Origin of the sequence: Nocardioides halotolerans DSM 19273, from assembly GCF_000422805.1 — a bacterium.
Classification (GTDB): domain Bacteria; phylum Actinomycetota; class Actinomycetes; order Propionibacteriales; family Nocardioidaceae; genus Nocardioides; species Nocardioides halotolerans.
Genome location: NZ_KE383923.1, coordinates 526,779 through 549,919 on the forward strand (window position 1 = coordinate 526,779; position 23,141 = coordinate 549,919).

At 72.4% G+C, this 23,141-nt stretch carries 27 protein-coding genes; 8 read left to right on the plus strand and 19 right to left on the minus strand.

Going from position 1 to position 23,141, the window contains the following annotated elements; genetic code table 11:
• Positions 1-8: 8 nt before the first annotated feature.
• Both G514_RS0117365 and G514_RS0117370 read right to left on the minus strand, forming a co-directional pair.
• Positions 9-353: a DUF6912 family protein gene (locus G514_RS0117365; protein ID WP_028652793.1), complete on the minus strand. Its 345-nt coding sequence runs from the start codon at positions 351-353 to the stop codon at positions 9-11.
• Positions 350-1,795, minus strand: coding sequence for a WS/DGAT/MGAT family O-acyltransferase (locus G514_RS0117370; RefSeq protein ID WP_028652794.1), 1,446 nt, complete (start codon positions 1,793-1,795; stop codon positions 350-352). The genes G514_RS0117365 and G514_RS0117370 overlap by 4 nt, the downstream gene beginning before the upstream one ends.
• A gap of 147 nt (positions 1,796-1,942) precedes the next feature.
• On the opposite strand from G514_RS0117370, the gene G514_RS0117375 reads away from it, so the two are divergent.
• Positions 1,943-2,314 carry a cupredoxin domain-containing protein gene (locus tag G514_RS0117375; protein ID WP_028652795.1) on the plus strand — a complete coding sequence of 124 codons (372 nt, stop codon included), beginning with the start codon at positions 1,943-1,945 and terminating at the stop codon, positions 2,312-2,314.
• Between the two features lie 5 nt (positions 2,315-2,319).
• Entirely contained in the window at positions 2,320-3,669 is a 1,350-nt protein-coding gene (locus G514_RS0117380) for a hypothetical protein (protein ID WP_028652796.1), read from the plus strand.
• On the opposite strand, the gene G514_RS27430 is transcribed toward G514_RS0117380, so the two are convergent.
• Together G514_RS27430 and G514_RS29430 are read right to left on the minus strand one after the other, a co-directional pair.
• The gene (locus tag G514_RS27430) at positions 3,632-4,864 is read right to left on the minus strand and encodes a CpaE/TadZ family protein (RefSeq protein WP_051247624.1); all 1,233 of its coding nucleotides are present in this window, start codon (positions 4,862-4,864) and stop codon (positions 3,632-3,634) included. The genes G514_RS0117380 and G514_RS27430 overlap by 38 nt on opposite strands.
• Positions 4,861-5,580, minus strand: a complete 720-nt coding sequence (locus tag G514_RS29430; RefSeq protein WP_051247626.1) for a CpaB family protein — start codon at positions 5,578-5,580, stop codon at positions 4,861-4,863. Before G514_RS29430 ends, G514_RS27430 begins: the two co-directional genes overlap by 4 nt.
• A 99-nt stretch (positions 5,581-5,679) precedes the next feature.
• On the opposite strand from G514_RS29430, the gene G514_RS0117395 reads away from it, so the two are divergent.
• The 3 genes from G514_RS0117395 to G514_RS0117405 all read left to right on the plus strand — a co-directional run bounded on the left by G514_RS0117395 (position 5,680) and on the right by G514_RS0117405 (position 7,551).
• Positions 5,680-5,934 carry a helix-turn-helix domain-containing protein gene (locus G514_RS0117395; RefSeq protein WP_028652797.1) on the plus strand — a complete coding sequence of 85 codons (255 nt, stop codon included), beginning with the start codon at positions 5,680-5,682 and terminating at the stop codon, positions 5,932-5,934.
• 422 nt (positions 5,935-6,356) lie between these two features.
• A complete protein-coding gene (locus tag G514_RS29435) occupies positions 6,357-6,827 on the plus strand; it encodes a methyltransferase family protein (RefSeq protein WP_051247628.1) in 471 nt (156 codons plus the stop codon).
• 40 nt (positions 6,828-6,867) lie between these two features.
• The gene (locus G514_RS0117405) at positions 6,868-7,551 is read left to right on the plus strand and encodes a Type 1 glutamine amidotransferase-like domain-containing protein (protein WP_028652798.1); all 684 of its coding nucleotides are present in this window, start codon (positions 6,868-6,870) and stop codon (positions 7,549-7,551) included.
• Here the strand turns inward: G514_RS0117405 and G514_RS0117410 are convergent.
• From G514_RS0117410 to sigE, 4 genes are all read right to left on the minus strand, one after another.
• Positions 7,548-7,910, minus strand: coding sequence for a hypothetical protein (locus G514_RS0117410; protein WP_084152182.1), 363 nt, complete (start codon positions 7,908-7,910; stop codon positions 7,548-7,550). The genes G514_RS0117405 and G514_RS0117410 overlap by 4 nt on opposite strands.
• A gap of 35 nt (positions 7,911-7,945) precedes the next feature.
• Positions 7,946-9,226 carry a S1C family serine protease gene (locus G514_RS27445; protein WP_051247631.1) on the minus strand — a complete coding sequence of 427 codons (1,281 nt, stop codon included), beginning with the start codon at positions 9,224-9,226 and terminating at the stop codon, positions 7,946-7,948.
• Between the two features lie 66 nt (positions 9,227-9,292).
• Positions 9,293-9,751: a hypothetical protein gene (locus tag G514_RS29440; protein ID WP_157544936.1), complete on the minus strand. Its 459-nt coding sequence runs from the start codon at positions 9,749-9,751 to the stop codon at positions 9,293-9,295.
• Positions 9,748-10,350 carry an RNA polymerase sigma factor SigE gene (gene sigE, locus G514_RS27455; RefSeq protein WP_051247632.1) on the minus strand — a complete coding sequence of 201 codons (603 nt, stop codon included), beginning with the start codon at positions 10,348-10,350 and terminating at the stop codon, positions 9,748-9,750. The genes G514_RS29440 and sigE overlap by 4 nt, the downstream gene beginning before the upstream one ends.
• A 165-nt stretch (positions 10,351-10,515) precedes the next feature.
• Between sigE and G514_RS0117430 the strand changes: the two genes are divergently transcribed.
• Positions 10,516-11,169 carry an O-methyltransferase gene (locus tag G514_RS0117430; protein ID WP_028652801.1) on the plus strand — a complete coding sequence of 218 codons (654 nt, stop codon included), beginning with the start codon at positions 10,516-10,518 and terminating at the stop codon, positions 11,167-11,169.
• A gap of 12 nt (positions 11,170-11,181) precedes the next feature.
• Here the strand turns inward: G514_RS0117430 and G514_RS0117435 are convergent, their stop codons facing one another.
• The 3 genes from G514_RS0117435 to G514_RS29950 are packed head-to-tail and all read right to left on the minus strand — an operon-like array spanning position 11,182 to position 13,295.
• Complete coding sequence (locus tag G514_RS0117435; RefSeq protein WP_028652802.1) at positions 11,182-11,523, minus strand: hypothetical protein; 342 nt, start codon at positions 11,521-11,523, stop codon at positions 11,182-11,184.
• On the minus strand, positions 11,520-13,067 hold the full coding sequence (locus tag G514_RS0117440) for a leucyl aminopeptidase family protein (protein WP_028652803.1): 1,548 nt from the start codon (positions 13,065-13,067) through the stop codon (positions 11,520-11,522). Before G514_RS0117440 ends, G514_RS0117435 begins: the two co-directional genes overlap by 4 nt.
• Positions 13,068-13,127: 60 nt before the next feature.
• A complete protein-coding gene (locus tag G514_RS29950) occupies positions 13,128-13,295 on the minus strand; it encodes a DUF3117 domain-containing protein (RefSeq protein ID WP_084152184.1) in 168 nt (55 codons plus the stop codon).
• A 112-nt stretch (positions 13,296-13,407) separates the two neighbouring features.
• Between G514_RS29950 and G514_RS0117450 the strand changes: the two genes are divergently transcribed.
• Positions 13,408-14,229, plus strand: coding sequence for an enoyl-CoA hydratase-related protein (locus G514_RS0117450; protein WP_084152185.1), 822 nt, complete (start codon positions 13,408-13,410; stop codon positions 14,227-14,229).
• On the opposite strand, the gene G514_RS0117455 is transcribed toward G514_RS0117450, so the two are convergent.
• Genes G514_RS0117455 through G514_RS0117480 form a run of 6 tightly spaced genes read right to left on the minus strand, consistent with a single transcriptional unit; the run spans position 14,216 to position 18,113 of the window.
• On the minus strand, positions 14,216-15,028 hold the full coding sequence (locus tag G514_RS0117455; RefSeq protein WP_028652805.1) for a M14 family metallopeptidase: 813 nt from the start codon (positions 15,026-15,028) through the stop codon (positions 14,216-14,218). The genes G514_RS0117450 and G514_RS0117455 overlap by 14 nt on opposite strands.
• Entirely contained in the window at positions 15,025-15,447 is a 423-nt protein-coding gene (locus G514_RS0117460; protein WP_028652806.1) for a hypothetical protein, read from the minus strand. Before G514_RS0117460 ends, G514_RS0117455 begins: the two co-directional genes overlap by 4 nt.
• Positions 15,448-15,462: 15 nt before the next feature.
• Positions 15,463-15,807: a DivIVA domain-containing protein gene (locus tag G514_RS27460; RefSeq protein ID WP_051247633.1), complete on the minus strand. Its 345-nt coding sequence runs from the start codon at positions 15,805-15,807 to the stop codon at positions 15,463-15,465.
• Complete coding sequence (locus tag G514_RS0117470) at positions 15,807-16,547, minus strand: LOG family protein (RefSeq protein ID WP_028652807.1); 741 nt, start codon at positions 16,545-16,547, stop codon at positions 15,807-15,809. The genes G514_RS27460 and G514_RS0117470 overlap by 1 nt, the downstream gene beginning before the upstream one ends.
• Positions 16,548-16,557: 10 nt before the next feature.
• The gene (dapE, locus tag G514_RS0117475; protein WP_028652808.1) at positions 16,558-17,628 is read right to left on the minus strand and encodes a succinyl-diaminopimelate desuccinylase; all 1,071 of its coding nucleotides are present in this window, start codon (positions 17,626-17,628) and stop codon (positions 16,558-16,560) included.
• Positions 17,629-17,651: 23 nt separating this feature from the next.
• Positions 17,652-18,113 (minus strand): SRPBCC domain-containing protein, encoded by a 462-nt coding sequence (locus G514_RS0117480; RefSeq protein ID WP_028652809.1) that lies wholly within the window; start codon positions 18,111-18,113, stop codon positions 17,652-17,654.
• A 52-nt stretch (positions 18,114-18,165) separates the two neighbouring features.
• On the opposite strand from G514_RS0117480, the gene G514_RS0117485 reads away from it, so the two are divergent.
• Positions 18,166-19,020 carry an LLM class F420-dependent oxidoreductase gene (locus G514_RS0117485; protein WP_028652810.1) on the plus strand — a complete coding sequence of 285 codons (855 nt, stop codon included), beginning with the start codon at positions 18,166-18,168 and terminating at the stop codon, positions 19,018-19,020.
• An 86-nt stretch (positions 19,021-19,106) separates the two neighbouring features.
• Here the strand turns inward: G514_RS0117485 and ileS are convergent, their stop codons facing one another.
• Both ileS and G514_RS29445 read right to left on the minus strand, forming a co-directional pair.
• Positions 19,107-22,307, minus strand: a complete 3,201-nt coding sequence (gene ileS, locus G514_RS0117490; protein ID WP_028652811.1) for an isoleucine--tRNA ligase — start codon at positions 22,305-22,307, stop codon at positions 19,107-19,109.
• Positions 22,308-22,548: 241 nt separating this feature from the next.
• Positions 22,549-23,100, minus strand: a complete 552-nt coding sequence (locus G514_RS29445) for a Uma2 family endonuclease (RefSeq protein ID WP_028652812.1) — start codon at positions 23,098-23,100, stop codon at positions 22,549-22,551.
• Positions 23,101-23,141 lie beyond the last annotated feature (41 nt).

Below are 23,141 nucleotides of genomic sequence, written 5' to 3' on the forward strand. Positions count from 1 at the left end.
CTCGGACACTATCCGGACAGCAGAGCGCCGATCTCCTGGGTGGCGTACCACGCCAGGTCCTCCTCCGGATCCGCCCCGGCCGGGCGGTCGTGCGGGTCGGCGTGCACCGCGACGACGTCGCGCAGGGGTACGTCGCCGTCCGGGTCGGCGAGGTCGGCCACGACCACCACCCGGCGGCCCGCGCCGCCGAGCAGCTCGGCCGACTCGGCTGCCGCGGCCATCAGGGCGGCGTACTCCTGCTCCTCGCTGTCGCCGTCGGCGACGTAGCGCTCGGCCGAGTCGGGGAGCGACCCCTCGTCGCGGAGCCGCGCCAGGCCGGCGAGCGTGGTGGGCAGGTAGATGCGGGCGCTCACGGCTTCGGGGCGGCCTTCTTGCGCCGGCCGCGCGGGGTCTTCGGCCGGCTGCCGGTGGCCGTGTCGAGCAGCTCGGTCAGCGCCTCGGTCACGCACTGGCCGAGGACGTCGGCGTCGGGCACCAGGTCGCGGTCGGCCGTGATGCCGTAGAACACCTGGCCGTCGTAGGACGTCACGCCGATGGCCAGCGCCTGGCGGGGCAGCAGCGGCGGGATCGGGAAGGTGCGCACCATGCGGGCCCCGGCGGCGTAGAGCGGCGACTGCGGACCGGGGACGTTGGTGATCGAGAGCTGGAAGTCGCGGCGCACCTCCGCGGCCGCGACCCGCGAGCCGATCGCGTGGAAGGTCGTGGGCGCGAACCCCGCGATGCCGGCCAGCCGGTTGGCGGCCACCGCGCGGCCGGTCTCCTTGTGGGCCTTGAAGGAGTAGGAGACCTGGTGCAGCCGGACCACCGGGCTCGGTTCGGCGATCGGGAGCGTCACGAAGTGCGGCGCGATCTGGCTGCCGAGCGAGGTGGCCTCGAGCTCGCGATCGATGACCGAGACCGGGACCACCGCGTGGATCTGCCGGAGCCCGCCCATCGACTCCGCCCGCGTCATCAGCCAGGCGCGCAGCGCGCCGGTGAGCGTGGCCAGGATGACGTCGTTGACGGTGCCGCCGTGGGCGTCGCGGATGGTCCGGTAGTCGGCGAGGTCGGTCTCGACCCCGACCACCCGCCGCTGCTGCGAGAGCTCGCCGGAGAGCGCGTTGCCGCGATCGGGCCGCCGCCCCGTCAGCCCGGCGACCACCTTGCCCGCGCTCGTCGTGAACCGCTCCGCCGTGCGCAGGGCCGAGCCGACGGCCTGGCGCGCGGTGTCGAGCGCGGTGTCGGGCTCGGTGAGGTTGTCGTGGAGGGCGCCGACCAGCAGGCCGGTGCTGGAGGGGCGCCGGTGGGGGTGCCACTCCTCCCCGCCGATGATCCTGGCGTCGGGGTCCTTGTCGAGCAGCACCTGGCCGAGGTCGACGGTCTCGACGCCGTCGACGAGCGCCTGGTGGGTCTTGTAGAGCAGCGCGACCCGGCCGTCGCCGAGGCCTTCGACGAAGTAGATCTCCCACAGCGGCCGGGCGCGGTCGAGCGGGCGCGAGATGATCCGCGAGACCAGCTCGCGCAGCTGCTCGGTGTTGCCCGGGCGGGGCAGCGCCGACCGGCGTACGTGGTAGCCGATGTCGAAGTGGTCGTCGTCGACCCAGACCGGCGTGGCGAGGTGCCCGGGCACGGACTGGACCCGCTGGCGGTAGCGCGGGACGAACGGGATCCGGTCGAGGATCAGCGCCACGAACCGGTCGTAGTCGAAGGAGGAGCCGGTCGGGTCGAAGACCTCCACCGTGGCGTTGTGGCACGGGTTGGTCGGTGACTCGAGCTCGAGGAACGCGAGGTCGCGCGGGCGCAGTCGCTCGGTCATCTACGCCCACACCCCTGTCCGCGTCGTTTGGTCCTCGTGGGATTCTTACAGAGGTCTCAGGACGCCCACACGGCCGTCCGTCACCATCGTGAGGGCCCGGCACCACTTCCGCGGGCCACCTTCCAGACATGTCAGGAGAACGACGTGATGCGGCGTGCGCTCGCTGTCCTCACCCTCGTCGTGTGCGCGGCCGCCCTGGCCGGCTGCGGTGACGACGACTCCAGCGGCTCGGGCGACGGCAAGGACCTCGCCAAGAAGACCATCCAGGTCACGATCGAGGGCGACGACGTCACGCCGAACGGCGACCGGGTCGAGGTCAAGACCGGCCAGCCGATCGAGCTCGTGGTCCAGGCCGACGCGGCCGGCGAGATCCACGTGCACTCCGACCCCGAGAAGGAGCTCGAGTACGCCGCCGGCACCACCACGCTGCCGACGTTCACGATCGACAAGCCGGGCATCGTCGAGGTCGAGTCGCACGCGCTGGAGAAGACGATCGTCCAGCTCGAGGTGAAGAAGTAGCCACCTTGGCGGACTCCTCCTCGCTCGGCGAGGTGCTCGCACACGGGATCGGCGGGTCGAAGGACCTGCCCATCCCGCTCGAGCTGACCATCGCCGGCGCCGTCGCGGCGCTGACCGTGAGCTTCACGGTGCTGGCGATCGCGTGGCGGACCCCGCGCTACGACGCCGACCGCACCGGCCGGCCGGCGCCGGCGTGGCTGGCGGGGGTCGTCGGCTCGCGGCCGTGGTTCGTGGCCTGGCGCGCGTTCGGGCTCCTCGCGCTCGCCTACACCGTCATGGTCGCCGTGGGCGGCGAGGACAGCCTGCTCAACCCGTTCTTCGGCATCTTCTACGTCCTCCTGTGGGTCGGCTTCGTGCCGGCGTCGCTGCTGTTCGGGCCGGCGTACAAGGCGATCAGCCCGGTGCGGACCGTCAACGCGGTGTTCGCCAAGCTCACCGGGGGCGACCCGGACGTCGGAGTCTTCACCTATCCGACGTGGCTGGGTCACTGGCCGGCGGCGGTCGGGCTCTACCTGTTCGTGTGGATGGAGCTCGTCTACCCGTTCGCGACCGAGCTGGGCCCGGTGCGGCTCTGGTGTGCGGCGTACGTCGCGGCGATGCTGGTCGGCGGCGCGCTGTTCGGCAACACCTTCTACGAGCGCGCCGACCCGTTCGAGGTCTACTCCACGCTGGTCTCGCGGATGTCGGCGTGGGGCCGGCGTCGCGGGCGGCTGGTGGTGCGCAGCCCGCTCGCCAACCTCGACACCACCCCGATCCGGCCCGGCCTGGTGGCGGTGATGGCGGTGCTGTTCGGCAGCACGGCGTTCGACTCCTTCAAGGACTCGGTGCGCTGGGTGAAGTTCATCCAGGGCGACTTCGTGCAGGACAACGGCCTGACCCACCTGTTCAACAACCTCGGCCTGCTCGGGTTCGTGCTGGTCGTGGCGCTGGTGTTCACGGCGGGCACGATGCTCACTGGCGTCGGCCCCGACCAGCGGCGTCGCGAGCTGCCGGGCCAGTTCGCGCACTCGATCGTGCCGATCGTGATCGGCTACGTGCTCGCGCACTACCTGACCTACCTGCTCGAGGTCGGCCAGAACACGCTGATCCTGATGAGCGACCCGTTCAGCAACGGGTCGAACTGGTTCGGCACCGCCGACTGGCAGGTGTCCTACTTCTTCTCCTACCACCCGACCGCCCTGGCGACGCTCAAGGTCGTCTGCGTCGTCGTCGGTCACGTGGTCGGCGTCGTCGCCGCCCATGACCGGGCGATCCACCTCCTGCCGAGGAAGCACCAGCTCACCGGCCAGCTGTCGCTGCTGGTGGCGATGATCTGCTTCACCGCGGGCGGGCTGTACCTGCTGTTCGCGGCCTGAGACCGCCCCTCGCCCGGGGCCGGGCGGGCTCCGGCGGCGGGACCAGCGCGTCGGCGAGCCGGCCGATGGCCACCGTCAGCGGGCTGTCGGCCGCGGTCTCGAGCAGGGTGCGCCCAGTCACCAGCGCGCGGTCGGCGTTCGGGCGATCCTCGGGCAGGAAGTGCAGACCGACGGGTTGCGCGAAGTCGGACAGCATCTGGGTGACGTCGCGCTCGCTCCAGCCGATCGTGGGCCGCATCCGGTTGACCACGACCCGCACCCGCGCCAGGGGGCTCCGCTCGCGGAGGTCGACGAGGGCGCGCGCGAGCCGGGAGAGTCCGACGGGGTCGGCGGTGCCGACGACCACCACCTCGTCGGCCACGTCGAGCGCGGCCAGCGTGAGCCGGCTGCGCCCCGGCCGCCCACCCAGGTCGTCGTCGTCGAGGCTGGAGCCGGTGTCGATCACGACGTGGCCCTGACGGCCCGCGACCTCGGCGAGCAGCTCGACGGTGCCGGGCCGCACCTCGGCCCAGCGGTCGGGGCGCGGCAGGCCGGTGACCACCGTGAACCGCTCGTCGAACGCGCGCTGCACGCCGGCGAACCGTTCCTCCAGCATCCCGCTGCCGGCGAGCCGCGCGGCCGAGAGCAGCCCGGACACCTCGTCGAGGACGCCGAGCGCCTGTGCCACCGTGCCGCCGCACGGGTCGGCGTCGACCAGCGTGGTGCGGCTGCGGCTGCCGAGCACGGCGGCGAGCGTGATCGCGACCGTGGTGCGGCCCGGTGCGCCCGCCGGACCCCAGACGGCGACCACCCGCCCCACCGTCGGCGCCATCGGCGCCGGCGCGTCGGCGACCGGTGCCGGCTCCGGGACCGGCTCGTGGTCGCTGGTGATCGTCTCGGGGAGCGCCTCGAGGTCGTCGACGCGGACGGTCGACCGCACGCCGATGCGGCCCGCGCGCACCATGCCGCGCTCGTCGGCGACGACGGTGACCGCGCGGACGCCGTGCTGGGTGAGGTGGTCGACGGCGGCGAGGTCGAACCCCGGCGCCTCGACCGAGACGACCGCCGCGTCGGCCTGCCCCGACGTCGCGGTCGCCAGCAGGTCGTGGACGTCGACGCAGCGCTTGAGCACGACGAGGTCGCGCCGGCCGCCGAGGACCGTCAGCGCCCGGGTCTCCCACGCCGCGCCCGCCGCGAGCAGCAGGACGACCCTCATCCGCGGCGCACGACGGTGAGACTCGGGGCGTCGTAGCGGGCCAGCAGGGCGAAGAACGCCGGAGCGTCGGCCTCTGGCACGGCGAGCACGAGCTGGCGCTTGCCGCTGGTGCCGAACGACGACGCCGGGTCGGGCGCGTCGACGACCGTCGCGCCGGTCAGGGCCGGGCCCTGCGGCGGCGGCTGGTCGCCCTGGCCCGCCTGGGCGTCGGCGCTGATCGGCGCGACGACGTAGACGTCGACCACGTCGCCCGGCCCGACGCCCGGCGGGACCAGCTCGGGCTCGACGGCCACGGGCAGCTCAACCAGCCCGCTCGTGTCGGCCGTGCCGACCGCCGCCCTGGGGAGGAGCTCACCCTCGGCCACGCTGCGGGTCAGCTCGAGGTCGCCGGGGAGCTCGTCGTCGACGGTGAAGTAGCCCGCGAGGGCGTCGGGGTCGGCGAACCGCACCCGCTGCGCGACCAAGTCGTCGGCCTCGACCCGCTGGCCCGCCCCGAGGTCGCCCGCCGCGGCCCAGACCTGCACCGTGTCGTCGGCCGAGGCAAGCACCCGCGCGCCCACGACCACGCTGGCGGCGACCAGCACGATGCCGACCCAGAGCCGCGGGTCGCGCCACGCCGGACGCTGCCCGCGCAGCGCCGGGGGCACGTCGCCGACCGACGGCGCACGCCCGCGGTCGGGCGCAGCAGCCGTGGCCTCCCCGAGATTGAGAGCCACAGCGACATCATGCCCAGCACGGCTTGACGGTGCCACCGCTCGTCCACAGATGGTGATCCATGAGGCAGGTGGTTCCCCTGAGGTGCCACGATGGGGCGCATGGCCGACCTCCCGCGCTTCCTCACGCTGCCGGACGTCGCCGAGATCCTCAACACCTCGGTCGCGCAGGTCTACGCCATGGTGCGCCGCGGAGACCTCCCCGCCATCAAGATCGGCGGCCGAGGCCAGTGGCGCGTGAGCGAGGCCGACCTCGAGGAGCACATCGCCCACCTGCGGGTCGAGACGCGCAAGTTCATCGACGAGCACCCCTTCGACCCGGCCGAGACCGCCGTCGACGACGACGTCACGAGCTGAGTCCCAGCGCAGGCTGCGGAGGCTTCGAGGCTCAGGCGCAGCACGCCTTCGCACCTCAGCCACCGCAAGGAAGGCACCCGGCCGACCACCGCCGATCGAGCCTGTCGAGATCACCGCAGCGAAGGCACCCGGTCGACCACCGCTGATCGAGCCTGTCGAGATCCCCGCAGCGAAGGCACCCGGTCGACCACCGCTGATCGAGCCTGTCGAGATCACCGCAGCGAAGGCACCCGAGCCGAGCAGCTCCCAGCGCAGGCTCCGACCTCGGAGGCTGCGCCGACACAAGCTCGACGAGCGGTGGGCCGGTCCCAGCCCCGGCCCACCGGGCTTCGAGGCTCAGGCGCAGCACGCCTCGCCCCCTCAGCCCCCGTGGCGCGGCCGGCGTCGCACGATGGCTGAGGTGCGAGGACCACAATGCGAGCATGACGCGCGGACCCGAGGACACCGTCGCGTTCCGGCTCTGGCCGCCGGTCGCGATCGGGGCACCGCTGCTCGCGGGCTGGCTGGCGACGTCGGCGTGGGGCGACCCGGTCGCGCTGGGCGGCTGGCGGGTCCCGATGGGCTGGGTGCTGGTGCTGGCCTTCGCGGTGTGGAACGGCTGGTCGCTGTGGCTGTTCGCGCGGCACGAGACCGGGCTGCTGCCCGGCCAGGCGACGTACGCCGTCATCGAGGACGGGCCCTACCGGCTCTCCCGCAACCCGCTCTACGTCGGCCTGCTGGCGCTCCACCTCGGGCTGGCGCTGCTCGCACCGACCGGGTGGGGGCTGATCCTGTTCCCGGCGGCCGTGCTGCTGGTCTTCTGGGGTGCCATCCGCCCGGAGGAGCGGTTCCTGCACGAGCGGTTCGGGGCGACCTACGACGACTACGCTCGCCGCGTGAGGCGGTGGCTGTGACGGGCGATGAGTTTGCGGGCCCCGGCCGGTCAGGACGCCCGTGAAGCTCCTGCTGACCTCCGGAGGGGTCACCAACCCCAGCATCCACGCGGCTCTCGTCGGCCTGCTCGACAAGCCGATCGACGAGAGCACCGCACTGTGCATCCCGACAGCGATGTACGCGCACCCGATGGTCGGGCCGGGCGAGCGGGTCTGGCAGTTCATCAGCGGCGAGTCCGGGAACCCCATGGTCAGCCTTGGCTGGAAGTCGGTGGGCGTCCTCGAGCTGACCGCGCTGCCGACCCTCGACGAGGAGCTCTGGGTCCCGAAGGTGCGCGAGGCCGACGTGCTGCTGGCCGCCGGTGGTGACGTGCTCTACCTGTGCCACTGGATGCGCGAGTCGGGGCTGGTGGACCTGCTCCCCTCGCTGACCGACACCGTGTGGGTGGGGCTGAGCTCGGGCAGCATGGTGATGACGCCGCAGGTCGGCGACGACTTCATCCAGTGGCGACCGCCGAACGGCGACGACCGCACGCTGGGCGTCGTCGACTTCTCGATCTGCCCGCACGTCAACGGCGACGACCAGCCCGGCAACACGATGGCCGAGGCGAAGGCGTGGGCCGCGACGATCGACGGTCCGGCGTACGCCGTGGACGACCAGACGGCGTTCCAGGTCGTCGACGGGACCATGGAGGTCGTCTCCGAGGGCAGCTGGACCCTGCTGTCGGAGACCCGGAGGTCCTAGGGCTGGTCCAGCTCCACCCAGTCCGGTTCCGGGTCGACGGTGAACCGCACCGCGTCGACCGCCTCGCGGCCCTCGAGCCAGGCCTTGGCGATCCGGTGGCCACCGTCCATGAGCTGGCCGTCGGAGTGCAGGATCACGGGATGTCCGAGGTCCGCCTCCTGGATGCGGCGGGCGTGCTCGGCGACCTCACGGCAGCTCGGCGCGCGACCGCCGAACCAGCAGTCCTCGTCGAACTCGCGGATGTCGGCGATGGCGACCTGGAGCACGGGCAGCCCTTCCGACGCAGCCCACAGCGACTTGGTCCACCAGAACGCCCGGCCTCCGGGCACGTCCAGTGAGCACTTCTCCGTGATGCGCACCCCCCGATGCTCGCACGGAGCCGGCCGCGCTGCGGTCAGCCGACCTCGGAGTCGAGCGTGACGTCGATGTCCTGCTCGTCGCCGTCGCGGACGACCGTGAAGGTCAGCGTCTCGCCGGGCTGGTGCGAGCGGATCGAGACGATGAGGGCGATGCCGTCGGTGACCTTCTGGCCCTCGACGGCGACCACGACGTCACCCTCCTCGAGCCCGGCGTCCTCCGCCGGGGTGTCCTCGATGACCTCGTCGATCTCGGCGCCGGAGCCGTCGCGTTGGCCCGTCTGCACCTTGGCGCCGATGACGGGGTAGCGCGCCTCGCCGGTGCGCAGGATCTGGTCGGCGGTCACCTTGACCTGCTCGATCGGGATCGCGAACCCCACGCCGATGTTGCCGGCCTGGTCACCACCGGTGGTGCCGCCGGTGGTCGCGATGGCGGAGTTGACGCCGATGACCTGGCCCAGCATGTTCACCAGCGGGCCACCGGAGTTGCCGGGGTTGATCGCGGCGTCGGTCTGCACGGCGTTGATGTACGACGACTCGCTGGCGGAGTCGCCGGTCGTGACCGGGCGCTGCAGCGCCGAGACGATGCCGGCGGTCACCGTGGACGAGAGGCCGAGCGGCGAGCCGATCGCGACGACGGGATCGCCCACGTGCAGCACCACCGACTCGCCCAGCGCGGCGGGCTTCATCTGCTTGGCCTGGTCGGAGTAGAGGACGGCGAGGTCGTAGACCGGGGAGCGGCCGACGACGGTCGCGTCGTAGCGGTTGCCGTCCTGGTCGACGATCTCGATCGGGCCCTCGTCGTCGGCGGCCTGCTCGACCACGTGGTTGTTGGTGACGATGTGGCCGTTGGTGTCGATGACGAACCCCGAGCCGGTGGCGCCGTTCTCCTGGCCTTCGTACTCGGCCGAGATCTGGACCGTGCTCGGCAGCAGCTCGGCCGCGACGGCAGCGACCGAGGACCTGCCGCCCTTGATCGGTGCGGCGGTGCTGACGTTGGACGACGTCAGCCCGGAGCCGGTGCCGCCGTCGGACGCGGACGTGTCGCTGGTGCGGTGGTAGATCACGCTGCCGGCGACGCCGCCGCCGAGCCCGAGCACCAGCGCGAGCACCGCGGTCGCCGGCCACACCCAGCCGGAGGGCCGCGCCGACACTCGCTCGAGGTGGACCGGTGGCGTCGACACCGGGAGCGGAGCGGTCGAGCCGGGCGGCGGGTACGCTGACGGGGGCGTCCAGTCGGGCCGCGGCCCCAGCGCACCGAACGACGTGCCGAACGGCTGGGTCTCCTCGTAGCCCGGGTCGCCCGGCTGGTCGTTCACACGCCCATTGTTCCCGGTGGAGCGAAATCCCACACGGGAAGGGGCTGGTCGATCAGGTCCGACCGGTCAGGGCTGGGGCACGGCGCGGCGCTGGTGGACGCTCATCCCGGCCGGCACCGGCGTGGTGATCGAGGTCGAGGGCACCCGCCGGTCGACGGTCGGGGCGTCCGCGGGCGCGGCGCCGAGCGCCAGGACGCCCATCACGGCCGCACCGGCCGCACCGCCGCCCAGGGCGACCAGCGAGACCCGCCGGGGCCGGGGGTCCGGCTCGGCGGCGAGGTAGACGTCGCCCGGCGGCAGCCCGGCGACCAGCGACGAGAGCAGCGACCCCTTGAGCGAGGACGGCGCGCACGCCGTGTCGAAGGACAGCCCGGCCAGCCGGGTCTTGACCCAGCCCTCGCGCTCGACGAGGTCGCGGCACTGGTGGCAGGTGTGCACGTGCGACCAGGCCCGCTCCTCCTCGGCCGGCGCCATCTGGCCGTCGAGGAGCGCGCTGACGCGGTCGCCGAGGTGGCCGATCATCACGATGGACGTCCCTGGAGGGAGCGGAGCGGCGCGGTGAGCGGCCCGGAGTAGCGCGCCCGGCCGGTCGCCGGGGCGCGGTGGGCGAGCGCCTTGCGGAGCAGAGCCCGCCCGCGGTGGATCCGCGACCGCACGGTGCCGAGCTTGGCGCCCAGGATCTCGGCGATCTCCTCGTAGGACAGCCCCTCGACGTCGCACAGCACCACGGCGGCGCGGAAGTCGGGCGGCAGGGTCGCGATCGCGCGCTCGATGTCGTCGTCGAACCGCTGGTCGGCGTACGCCGCGTCCGGGCTCGGCAGCGGGCTGGTCAGGCGGTCGGCGCGCTCGTCGGTCATCGCGTCGAAGCGGATCCGCTGCTTGCGACGGGCGCCGTCGAGGAAGAGGTTGGTGGTGATCCGGTGCAGCCAGCCCTCGAACGTGCCGGGCGTGTAGGTCGAGAGCGACCGGAAGACCCGGACGAAGACCTCCTGGGTGAGGTCCTCGGCGTCGTGCCGGTTGCCGGTGAGGCGGTAGGCGAGCCGGTAGACCCGGTCGGAGTGCTGGTCGACGATCTCGTCCCAGGTGGGTACGGCGCCCGGCTCAGTGCCAGCAACGTCGTCCATCGGTCCTCGGGTCTCCTGGTGCTCGGTGGTGCCGGGTGGTGCTCGGGGGAACGACGAGGCTACGCCGTGTTGCTGAACGTTGCCTGTGAGCCGTCATGGTCCTGAACGGACGACGGTGCGGCGGTGTTCCCGCTGATCGGTTCCCGATCGCGCTAGGTTGCTGACGTGACGGACCCCATCTCCAGCGCGAGCTGGTCCTACTCGGAGGCCTTCGTCGCCGAGGACGACGTCCTCACCCGTGCCCGCGAGCGTGCCGAGGAGGTCGGCGTCGTCGCGATCGGCCCGGGCGGCGGGGCCGCGCTGCGGTTCCTCGCCTCGGTCCTGGAGGCCCGCGCGGTGGTGGAGATCGGCACCGGCACCGGCGTCTCGGGGCTCTGGATGCTCCGCGGCATGCGGTCCGACGGCATCCTGACCACCGTCGACATCGAGACCGAGCACCAGCGGCTGGCGCGCGAGACGTTCAACGAGGGCGGCATCCCGACCCAGCGCGCCCGCACCATCGCCGGCGCCGCCCTCGACGTGCTTCCCCGGCTCACCGACGGCCACTACGACATCGTGTTCGTCGACGGCGACAAGGCGGAGTACACCGCCTGCCTGCGCGAGGCCCTGCGGCTCCTGCGGCCCGGCGGCGTCGTGGCCTTCGACAACGCGCTGTGGCACGACCGCGTCGCCGACCCGTCGGTCCGCGACGACGAGACGCTGGCGATCCGCGAGCTCATCCGCGAGGTCGGCGCCGACGACAGCCTGGTGCCCCTGCTGCTGCCCGTCGGTGACGGCCTGCTGCTCGCGAAGAAGGAGTGGACGCCCGAGTCGGAGTGACCCGGGCGGGGGTCACTCGACGCGCGGCGCCGCCACGAAGCCCGCAGCACCCTCGGCCACGGCCATGACCGAGCACGCCTCGATCAGGACCGGCGGGCTCCCGACGATCTGCGAGCCGGGCGACTCGCCGGCGGTCGCGGTGAACGTCTCCTGGAACGCCACCCGGGCGGCGTCGTCGGCGAAGACGTAGCAGCCCTCGAACCACTCCCCCGCGACGTAGCGCCAGGTCTTGAAGCGCAGCCCGGTCATCGAGCTGAACCGCGCGTGCGAGGTGTCGGCGACGTACGTCGCGAGCGCCTCCTCGACGCCGGCGGGCGCGTCGGCGAGCGACCAGCGGACGGTGAGGCCGTTCACGACGCCCGCACCCCGGCCAGGGGCTCGGGCGAGCCGAGCCAGTCGAGGAGCAGCCGGGCGCCGAAGCCGGTCGGCCCCTTGGCCAGCTCGTAGCTGTCGGCGGGCGCGTCGCCGGTGGAGGCGAGGTCGAGGTGGGCCCACGGCACGTCGCCGGCGAAGTGCTGGAGGAACAGGGCGGCGATGATCGCGCCCGGCCCGCTGCCGGCGTTGTCGGCGTCGGCGACCCGCGAGGAGAGCCGGTCCTCGTAGACCGACGCCAGCGGGAACCGCCACAGCGGCTCGCCGGTGGCCGTGCCGGAGGTGAGCAAGGCGTCCGCCAGCGCGTCGTCGTTGGCGAAGACGCCGCCGACCTGCTGGCCGAGCGCGACCTTGATCGCGCCGGTGAGCGTGGCGACGTCGACGACCACGGCCGGGTCGAGGTGCGCCACGGCCCACGCCATCGCGTCGGCGAGCACCAGCCGACCCTCGGCATCGGTGTTGGTGACCTCGGTGGTGCGACCGCCGTAGTGGCGGACCACGTCGCCGGGTCGCATCGCGTCGCCGCCGATGGAGTTCTCCGCGGCCGGGACGAGCCCCACGACCGGCACCGGGCACCCGACGGCGGCCAGCGCGGCCATGACGGACATGACCACGGCCCCGCCGGTCATGTCGCGCTTCATGTTGACCATGGCCTCGCCGGGCTTGATCGACAGGCCGCCGGTGTCGAAGGTGATGCCCTTGCCGACCAGCACGACCGGCTTCGTCCTCCGCGACCTGCGGGAGGGCCGGTAGTCGAGGCGGATCAGCCGCGGCGGCGTCGGCGAGGCCCGGCCGACGGCGAGGACGCCGCCGAACCCCTCACGGGCGAGCTTCTGCTCGTCCCAGACCGTGACGTCCAGCCCGGCCTCGGACCCCAGGGCCGTCGCCTGCTCGGCCAGCCACGCCGGGCTCTTGAGGTTGGACGGCACCCAGGCGAGGGTGCGGGCGCGCCAGCTCGCGCCGGCGATCGCGACCGCCCGCTCCAGGGCGGCTCGGTCGCCGTCGGCCATGCCACCCAGCACGACGCGGGCCGCCGGTGCGGGGCCGGCAGGCTCCTTCTTCAGGACGAACGAGAACGCGCCCAGGCTCATGCCGACCACGAACTGCTGGAGACCCACCTCCGGGTCGACGGCGGTGATGGTCGTGGCGACCGCGTCGCGGTCGAGGACCGCCTTGGCGAGCGTCGCGCCGGCGCGCCGGAAGTCGTCGGCGCCCGCGGAGCCCAGCCCGACCAGCAGGACCTGGCGCAGGTCGGCGTTGTCGGGCGCGCCGAGCGGCGTCGGCAGCACGGTCAGCTCGCCGACCTTGCCGGTCGCGCGGTCGCCTTCGAGCACCGCGAGCAGGTCGACGCCGAGGAGCTCCTCGAGCTCGTCGGCACCCGGGCCGAGGACCGGTGCCGCGGCGTCGTCGCCCTGGAGCACCGGCAGCGCGATCACGTCGACGCCCGCGAGGGCGTGCGGACGTGTCGCCGTCACCGCGAACTCGGGCGGGGAGGCCTGGGGTGGCAGCGTCGGTGAGGAGCTCACCTCGAGGTGGACGCCTGTGGGGACCCGGAACCCATCAGCTGAACCTCGCGCGGCGGGTCATCAGCCCACGACGTCCTTCAGCTTGTCGCCGAGCTCGCCTGCCTCCTCGGCGTTGAGCTCCACGACGAGGCGGCCTCCGCCTTCCAGGGGGACGCGCATCACGATGCCGCGACCTTCCTTGGTGACCTCCATCGGACCGTCGCCGGTCCGCGGCTTCATCGCCGCCATGCGGCACCCTGCCTTTCCGTCCACACAAGACTCGGGTCGGAGGACCCGAGGACGCCGTACGGGCGCGAGACCATTATCCCTCATGGACCGTGGTGCAAGGCACACTGCCTCCATGACCGCGCCCGATTCGATGACCCGCGCCGAGCAAGCTCCCGTCCTCTACGACCTCACCGACGGCGTCGCCACCATCAGGCTGAACCGTCCCGACGCGATGAACAGCCTGGACATCGCCACCAAGGAGCTGCTCCGCGAGACCGTGCAGCACGCGGCCGAGGACCCCGCGGCGCGCTGCGTCGTGCTCACCGGATCGGGTCGCGCGTTCTGCACCGGCCAGGACCTCAAGGAGCACATCGCGCTCCTCGAGAGCGGCAGCAGCGACGAGCTCTTCACCACCGTCGAGCGGCACTACAACCCGACCGTGCTGGCGCTCGCGTCAATGGAGAAGCCCGTCGTCGCGGCGGTGAACGGCGTCGCGGCCGGCGCCGGCGCGTCGCTCGCCTTCGCCTGCGACCTGCGCATCGTGGCGGACACCGCGGGGTTCAACCTCGCGTTCGCCAACGTCGCGCTCTCCTGCGACACCGGGTCGAGCTACACCCTGCAGCGGTTGGTCGGACCGGCCCGGGCGATGGAGCTCCTCTACTTCCCGCGCACGGTCAAGGCGGAGGAGGCGCTGTCGCTGGGCCTGGCGACCCAGGTCGTGCCCGCCGACGAGCTCGAGTCGACGGTCGCCGAGGTCGCTGCCCGGCTGGCCGCCGGCCCGACGGTCGCGCTCGGCGCGATCCGACGCTCGGTCGCCTATGCCGCCTCGCACACCTTCGAGGAGGCGCTGACCCTGGAGGGCGAGATGATGACCCGCACCGGCGCCACGGCCGACCACCGGACCGCCGTGGCGGCGTTCGTGGCCAAGGAGAAGCCGGCCTTCAACGGGAGCTAGTGAAGGACCCGAACGCGCCGAAGATCCGCAGCACCTGGCGCGGTGCGACGGCCTCCATCAGCCGACGCGGCGGGTGCGCGCCGTACTCGACGGTGAGGGCGAAGCCGCGGAAGTTGTGGTTGAACCAGCCGGTCATCGTGCCGTGGCACACCCCGCCGCAGTCGAGGGTCGTGGCCGGCAGGTGGAGCGTGCGTGCGACATGCCGGGAGAAGCCCGGTCGCTTGTTGTCGGTGTCGACGCCGTGCAGCGGCTGGTGGAAGCTGAGCAGGTAGGCGGGATCGACGTCGCGCAGGAAGCGCATCATCGCCTTCGTCTCCGGCTCCGAGGCGGGGCGGGGGCCGGACTCGTAGCTCCCGTCGAGGTCGACCCAGTGGTAGGGGTAGTTGCGGTTGAGGTCGACGCCGTGGGCGTTGCGGCGGTGGTGGGCCGCGAAGCCGTCGGGGTTGTAGACCGGCACCACCCACAGGTCGACGCCGTGGATGACCCGCGCGCTGCGCAGGGTCCGCAGGATCTGCCGCGGCGCTCCCTCGTTGCCGTGCATGGTCGCGAGCAGCACGACCGTCGGACCACGACGACCGTCGAGAGGCCGGCTGTCGAGGTGCCAGGCGGTGATGGGGCGGCCGCGGGCCGATCGTCCGAGCACCCTGGTCTCGAGGACGTTGCCGGCGCGCTCGGCCACGTGACCGGGGGCCGTCGACACCGACGACGCCGTGGCAGCAGAGGCAGGTACGCCGGGCGCACCCGCGGCCACGACCAGGGCCGCCACCGGGGCGACGAGGCTCCGGAGGACCCGGCTCACACCGCGTTGGTCAGGTAGGCGAAGGTGAAGAGGACCACGCCGACCAGCATGCCAACGTGGGCGAGCACCGAGAGACCCGGGCCCTCGGACCAGGTGTCCTGCACCGCCTCGGAGGCGTGCTTGCCGTGGCTCGGCAGCCAGCGGACCAGGATCATCAGCCCGGTGATCGTGACGATCCAGAACAGCCCCAGCCCGATGATCCCGAACGTCGAGGTGCCGACCGGGGAGTCCTCAGGCGCGATCAGGAACGTCGTCCAGACCGCGATCGCGAGCACGCCCGTCGCCGTGTGGACGTCGAGCAGGCGGTTGCCGACGTGGAACCGGCCGGCCCCCTGGCCGCCCCGCATCCGCAGGCGCGTGAGCACCACGACCACCGCCGCGAGGGCGGTGAGCACGTAGATGACCACGGGCAGCGACACGGGCGAGAGTGTGCCTTACCCCGGCGGTCCGTCGCCACGAGCCTCCCGATCCGCGGGCGTGTCGACAACCTCGTCTTGACCGGGGGTGCGTGGCTCCGCGGAGTCCTCGGGCGGCCGGGGACCGTCGTCCAGCTGGCGCGCCACGCGGTCGAGCAGCGCGTCGACCTCCGACATGCGGTAGCCGCGGAAGGCGAGCGAGAAGCGGACCCGGCGGATGTGCTCGGCACGCAGCGCGCCCTCGCGCGGGACCAGCGAGTCGGGCCGGTCGTCGTACGCGTCGGACATCGGGGCGCCCCGCCCGGCTGCGAGCGCGGCGACGCCCCCCATCACCACGACCACGAGGATCGCGAAGAACCACATCACGGGTCGACCACCCGCCCGTCCCGCGCGTCGACCATCAGCTTGACGGCCTCCTCGATGTCGTCGGTGACCGTGAGCATCTCCAGGTCGCTCGCGCTGATCTTGCCGTCGGTGAGACAGGTGTCCTTCATCCACGACAGGAGCCCGGCCCAGTAGTCGGTGCCGACGAGCACGATCGGGAACCGCGTGACCTTCCGGGTCTGCACGAGCGTGAGCGCCTCGAAGAGCTCGTCGAGGGTGCCGAAGCCGCCGGGCAGCACGATGAAGCCCTGGGAGTACTTCACGAACATGGTCTTGCGGGCGAAGAAGTAGCGGAAGTTGATGCCGACGTCGGCCCACTCGTTGAGCCCCGACTCCCACGGGAGCTCGATCCCGAGGCCGACGCTGACGCCGCCGGCCTCGCTCGTCCCCCTGTTGGCGGCCTCCATGGCGCCGGGACCGCCACCGGTGATCACCGCGAACCCGGCCGCGACCAGCGCGCCGCCGAGCCGCTCGGCCAAGGCGTACGTCGGGTGGTCGGCCGGCGTCCGCGCCGACCCGAACACCGCGATCGCCGGCCCGAGCTCGGCCAGCGCCCCGAAGCCCTCGACGAACTCGGCCTGGATGCGCAGCACCCGCCATGGGTCGGCGTGCACCCAGTCGGAGGGGCCGCGCGAGTCGAGCAGGCGCTGGTCGGTCGTGCTCCCGTCGACCTGGTCGCGTCGCTGGATGATCGGCCCCTTCTGCTTGCTCCTCACCATGCCGGCCGCCTCACGACAGCCAGTCGCGGAGCTGGCGCTCGCAGCGCTCGATGTGCTCGACCGGCACGAACTCCTCCTGCTTGTGGGCCAGCATCGGGTCGCCGGGGCCGAAGTTGACCGCCGGGATGCCGAGGCTGGTGAAGCGTGCCACGTCGGTCCAGCCGAACTTGGGGTTGACCTCGCGACCCACCGCGTCGATGAACGCCTTCGCCGCCGGCAGGTCGAGACCGGGCAGCGCACCCGGCGCGCTGTCGGTGACCGTGACGTCGTAGCCCTCGAAGAAGTCGCGGACGAACTGCTGCGCCTCGGCCTCGCTGCGGTCGGGCGCGAAGCGGTGGTTGACCTCGACGACGCACTCGTCGGGCAGCACGTTGCCGGCGACGCCGCCGCGGATGAAGACGGCGTTGAGGCCCTCGTGATACTCCAGCCCGTCGATGACCGGCTTGCGGGGCTCGTAGTCGCACAGGCGCTCGAGGATGGGCGTCGCGGCGTGGATGGCGTTGACGCCCTTCCAGCTGCGCGCGGAGTGCGCCCGCTCGCCGGTGGCGCGCACCTCGACCCGCAGCGTGCCCTGGCAGCCCGCCTCGACCTCGGCGTTCGACGGCTCCATGAGGATCGCGAAGTCGGCCTCCATCAGCTCGGGGTGGCTCTGGCTGAGCAGGTTGAGGCCGTTGAACTCCGCGTCGATCTCCTCGGCCTCGTAGAGGATGTAGGTGACGTCGCGGTTGGGCTCGGGGATCGTGGCGGCCAGGCGCAGGATGACCGCGTCGCCGCCCTTCATGTCGCAGGTGCCGAGGCCGTGCAGCAGGTCGCCGTCCGGCCGCTGCTCCCGGCGCGCGGGCAGGTTGGCGTTGACCGGCACCGTGTCGAGGTGGCCGGCGATGACGACCCGCTCGCCGCGACCGAGGTCGGTGCGGGCCACGACGGTGTTGCCGTGCCGGCTGACGCTCAGGTGCTCGTACGGCGAGAGTGCCTCCTCGACCGCGTCGGCGATCGCCTGCTCGTTCTTGCTGACCGACTCGATGTCGACGAGCTGGACCGTCAGGTCGACGGCGGTCGCGGAGAGGTCGAGGGCGGGCACGGCGCTAGTCAATCAGGCCGGGCTCAGCCGGCCCCCTCGACGTACGCCGCCAGCTTGGTGAGCGACATGTCGGTGCCGGCCGCGTTGTCGTCGGGCGACACGGCGTCGGGGATGCCCTCATGGAGCAGCTCGACCTGCGTGCCGCCGCCGGCGTCGGTCAGCCGCCACGTCAGCGTCATCGCACCCCGGAGCGCGGCGTCCGCGGTGTCGAACTCGACGCGCTCGACCACCTGCTCGTCGGGCACCAGCGACGTGAACTCCCCCGAGTAGGCGTCGGTCGCACCCTCGGTCTTGCCGGTGCGGTCCTCTGCGCGGTAGGTCAGCGCCACCCGGAAGCGCCCGCCCTCGACCGGCTCCCACTCGGCGACGCGGGCGGTCATGTCGTCGGGCACCCGCCAGGTCTCGATCGCGCGCGGGTCGAGGAGGGCGGCGTACACCGTTGCGCGCGGAGCGCGCACGAGCCGGGACGCGGTCTGGGCGTACATGCCGCCATCCTAGAAACTAGAACTCGTTCTAGTTCTGCCCTACGCTTCGCCCATGCGCAACGGGCTGGTGCTGTTCTCCTCCGACCGTGGGTTCACGCCCGCCGGGCTGGCCAAGGCCGCCGAGGAGCGGGGCTTCGACACGTTCTACGTCCCCGAGCACACCCACATCCCCGTCAAGCGGACCGCAGCGCACCCGGGCACCGGCGACGAGTCGCTGCCCGACGACCGCTACACCCGCACCCTCGACCCGTGGATCTCCCTGGCCACCGCCGCCGCGGTCACGACGCGGATCGGGCTCTCCACCGCGGTCGCGCTGCCGGTCGAGTCCGACCCGATCACCCTCGCCAAGGCGATCGCGACCCTCGACCACCTCTCCGGCGGCCGGGTGACCATCGGCGCCGGCTTCGGCTGGAACACCGACGAGCTCGAGGACCACCACGTCCCGCCGGGCAAGCGGCGCACGGTGCTGCGCGAGTACGTCGAGGCGATGCGCGCCCTCTGGACCCAGGAGGAGGCGGCGTACGACGGGGAGTTCGTGTCGTTCGGCCCGTCGTGGGCCTACCCCAAGCCGGTGCAGGCGCACATCCCGCTCATCATCGGCGCGGGAGGCGGCCCGAAGACGTTCCGGTGGATCTCCCGGCACGCCGACGGCTGGATGACCACCCCCAACCAGACCGACATCAGCGGCCAGATCGAGGCGCTCAAGGCCGCCTGGACCGAGGCCGGTCGCGACGGCCTCCCCGACATCCGGGTGCTCATCGCGTTCCGTCCCGACCCCGCCGACCTGGCGGCCTGGGCCGAGGCCGGCGTCTCCGAGCTCATCTGGGGCGTGCCCGACAAGTCCGAGGACGAGGTGCTCGCCCACCTCGACAAGCTCGCCGGCCGGCTCGGCCTCTCCCCCGCCTGAGCTCCCGCCGAGTCGGCGTTCGTGCTGACGAGTAACACGCCGAGTCGGCGCTACTGATGATCAGTAACGCCGACTCGCCGGAGCGGTCAGGCCTTGGTGACGGCGATCTGGGGGTCGCCGTCGGGGCCGCCCACCACGGCGTACGACGTCGCGAGGGTCTCGCTGGTGATCAGCTGCTCGTGGGCACGGGCGGCGGCCTGGACGGCGTCGGCGCCGCCGATGGTGAGCGAGATCCGGTCGGAGACGTCGAGGCCGGCGTCGCGGCGGGCCTGCTGGACGGCGCGCACCAGGTCACGGGCGAGGCCCTCCTCGGCGAGTTCCGGCGTCACGTCGGTGTCGAGGACGACGAAGCCGCCGGTCGGCAGCACGCCGACGGCCGCGGACTCGTCGGCCGAGCCGGCGACGGTCTCGAGGGTGTACTCCCCCTCCTCCAGCGCCAGCCCGCCCGCGGTGACGGTGCCGTCGTCGGCCACCGACCAGTCGCCGGACTTCGAGCCCCGGATCGCCTGCTGCACCTCCTTGCCCAGGCGCGGCCCGGCGGCGCGGGCGTTGACGGTGAGGCGCTGCGAGACGCCGTACGCCGCGGCCTCCGGCGCGTCGGCCGGGAGCAGCACGACCGTCTTCACGTTCACCTCGTCGCGCACGATCGACTCGAAGCCGTCGAGGGCGGCCGGGTCGGGCACCACGACCGTGAGCGTCGAGAGCGGCAGCCGGTTGCGCAGGTTGCCGGCCTTGCGCAGGGCTGAGGTGGCCGAGCAGACCTCGCGGACCTTGTCCATCGCCGCGACCAGCGCGTCGTCGGCCGGCAGCGCGTCGGCCAGCGGCCAGTCGGCCAGGTGCACCGAGCGCTCGCCGGTGAGCCCGCGCCAGACCTCCTCGGTCGTGAGCGGCAGGAGCGGCGCGGTGACCCGGCAGACCGTCTCGAGCACCGTGTAGAGGGTGTCGAACGCGTCGGTGTTGTCGCCCCAGAACCGGTCGCGTGAGCGGCGGATGTACCAGTTCGTCAGCACGTCGAGGAACTGCCGGGTGGTCTCGCACGCGTCGGCGATCGCGTAGGAGTCCATCTCGCCGGTGAGCTGGTCGACGTACTGGCGGCACTTGGCGAGCAGGTAGCGGTCGAGCGGGTCCGTCGAGTCGGAGCGGGCGCGCGCGTCGTAGCCCTGCCCGTCGCCGAAGGCGTTGGCGTAGAGCTGGAAGAAGTACCAGCTGTTCCAGAGCGGGATCATCACGCCGCGCACGGCGTCGCGGATGCCCTGCTCGGTGACGATGAGGTTGCCGCCCCGCAGGATCGGCGAGGCCATGAGGAACCACCGCATCGCGTCGGCGCCGTCGCGGTCGAAGACCTCGCGCACGTCGGGGTAGTTGCGCAGCGACTTCGACATCTTCTCGCCGTCGGAGCCGAGCACGATGCCGTGGCTGATGCAGTTCTCGAACGCCGGCCGGTCGAAGACGCCGGTGGCCAGGATGTGCAGCGTGTAGAACCAGCCGCGGGTCTGCCCGACGTACTCCACGATGAAGTCGGCCGGGAAGTGGTGCTCGAACCACTCGGAGTTCTCGAACGGCACGTGGTTCTGCGCGAACGACATCGAGCCCGAGTCGAACCACACGTCGAGCACGTCGGCCACCCGGCGCATCGTCGACCTCCCGGTGGGGTCGTCCGGGTTGGGGCGGGTCAGCTCGTCGACGTAGGGGCGGTGCAGGTCGGGGTTGCCGGCGCGGTCGCGCGGCAGCCGCCCGAAGTCGCGCTCGAGCTCCTCGAAGGAGCCGTAGACGTCGGTGCGCGGGTACGCCGGGTCGTCGGACTGCCACACCGGCACCGGCGAGCCCCAGAACCGGTTGCGGGTGATCGACCAGTCGCGGGCGTTGGCGAGCCACTTGCCGAACGAGCCGTCGCGGGTGTGCTCGGGCACCCAGTTGATCTGCTGGTTGAGCTCGAGCATCCGCTGCTTGAACGCCGTCACCTCGACGAACCACGACGAGACGCCCTTGTAGATCAGCGGCTCGCGACAGCGCCAGCAGTGCGGGTAGCTGTGGTCGTAGGTCTCGCGGCGCAGCAGCACGGTGCCGGGCGTGACGCTCCCGGCCGGCTCTCCTCGGGTGGCGGCCTTGAGGTCGTCGATGACGTGCAGGTTGGCGTCGAAGACGAGCATGCCGGCGTACTCGTCGATCGGCTCGGTGAATCGGCCGTCCTTGCCGACCGGCATCACCGGGGCGATGCCCTCGCGGTCGGTGACCTCCTTGTCGGCCTCACCGAACGCGCCGGCGCTGTGCACGAGACCGGTGCCGTCCGTGGTCGTCACGAACTCGTCGGCGCGCACGACGCGGAAGGCGTTCTCGTGCCCCGCGAAGTAGCTGAACGGCGGCGCGTACGTCAGGCCCAGGAGGTCGGCGCCCGTGCCGCGCCAGACGACGTCGGGGGTGTCGCCGAGCTCGCGGGCGTACGCCGCGAGCCTCGCCTCGGCGAGCACCAGCCGCGCGCCGTCGTGCTCGACGGCGACGTAGTCGATCTCGGCGCCGACCATCACCGCGAGGTTGCTGGGCAACGTCCAGGGCGTGGTCGTCCAGGTCAGCAGCAGCGCGTCGCGCAGTGGCCCCTCGGAGGTGACCCGGAACCCGACGGTGACGGCCGGGTCCTGCCGCATCTGGTAGACGTCGTCGTCCATGCGGAGCTCGTGGTTGGACAGCGGCGTCTCGTCGTTCCAGCAATAGGGCAGCACGCGGAAGCCCTCGTAGACCCAGCCCTTGTCGTAGAGCTGCTTGAACGCCCAGATCACCGACTCCATGTAGTCGGGCTCGTAGGTCCGGTAGTCGTGGTCGAAGTCGACCCAGCGCGCCTGGCGGGTGACGTACTCGCGCCACTCGGCGGTGTACTTCATCACCGAGGCGCGGCAGGCCTCGTTGAACTTCTCGATGCCGAGCTCGAGGATCTCGTCGGTGGTCTTGATGCCCTCCAGGCGCATCGCCTCGAGCTCGGCGGGCAGGCCGTGCGTGTCCCAGCCGAACCGGCGCTCGACCTTGCGACCGCGCATGGTCTGGTAGCGCGGGACGACGTCCTTGACGTAGCCGGTGAGCAGGTGGCCGTAGTGCGGCAGGCCGTTGGCGAACGGCGGACCGTCGTAGAAGACGAACTCGTTGGCGCCGTCCTCGCCGGCCTCGCGCGCGTCGACGCTGGCCTGGAAGGTGCCGTCCTGCTCCCAGTACGCGAGCACCGCCTCCTCGATCTGCGGGAAGCGAGGGTTCGGCGGGACGCCGTCGGACGTGCTCGTCGAGGCCTTCGGGTAGGTCATGCGGTCTGTCTCCTGCGATCGGTGTGCCAACCGCAGGGACGATCTCTGTTGTCAGCGGAGACCGCGGTACCACCCTGCTTGCCCCCGGTGTCGCTGGGAGCCTCTCTCACGGCTGTGACGGGCCACCCGTCCGGTTCTACTCGCCGCTGCCGGGGCAGTGGCTTTCTTCCGGAGGCTCGCCGCTGATGACGGCTCGAACGCCTGTGGCACCAGCGTACGGCGGCGCGCGAGCGGGTGCGAATCAGTTGCGCAGGAGCCGGCGCAGGTCGAGCGGGATCCTCACTCCGGCGACCTCGACGCTGCCCTCCGGCTCGCCGTCGTCCAGCCGGACCAGGTCCTCCCAGGTGCCGTCGACGTTGGTCATGACCGTGAGGGTGCGCAGCTCTGGGTCCACCAGCCAGTACTGGCCGATCCCCGCCCCGGCGTACTCCGCGGACTTGCGGACCAGGTCCTCCGAGCGCGTCGAGCGGGACAGCACCTCGGCGACCATCAGCGGCGGCTCGGTGACCCAGCCGTCCGAGGGGACCGCACCGACGATCGTCACGTCGGGCCGCCGCACCCGGTTGTCCGGGAGCTTGACGCTGGTGTCCGTGGCGACGAGCAGGCCCGGGCCGGCGGACACCAGGCACGCGCAGAGCCGGGCGAGGACGTCGCTGTGCTCCCAGAGGGGAGGCGCCGTCATGAGGACCGCCACCCCGTCCACCCACTCGGCCTTCGGCTTCTCGGGGAGCCGGAGGTACTCCTCCCAGGACATGGGCACCCGCAGCAGCGGCTCCTCGCTGGTGGCGGACACCGGACCTCCCGTGCGCGACAGGGACACATCAACGCTCCTTC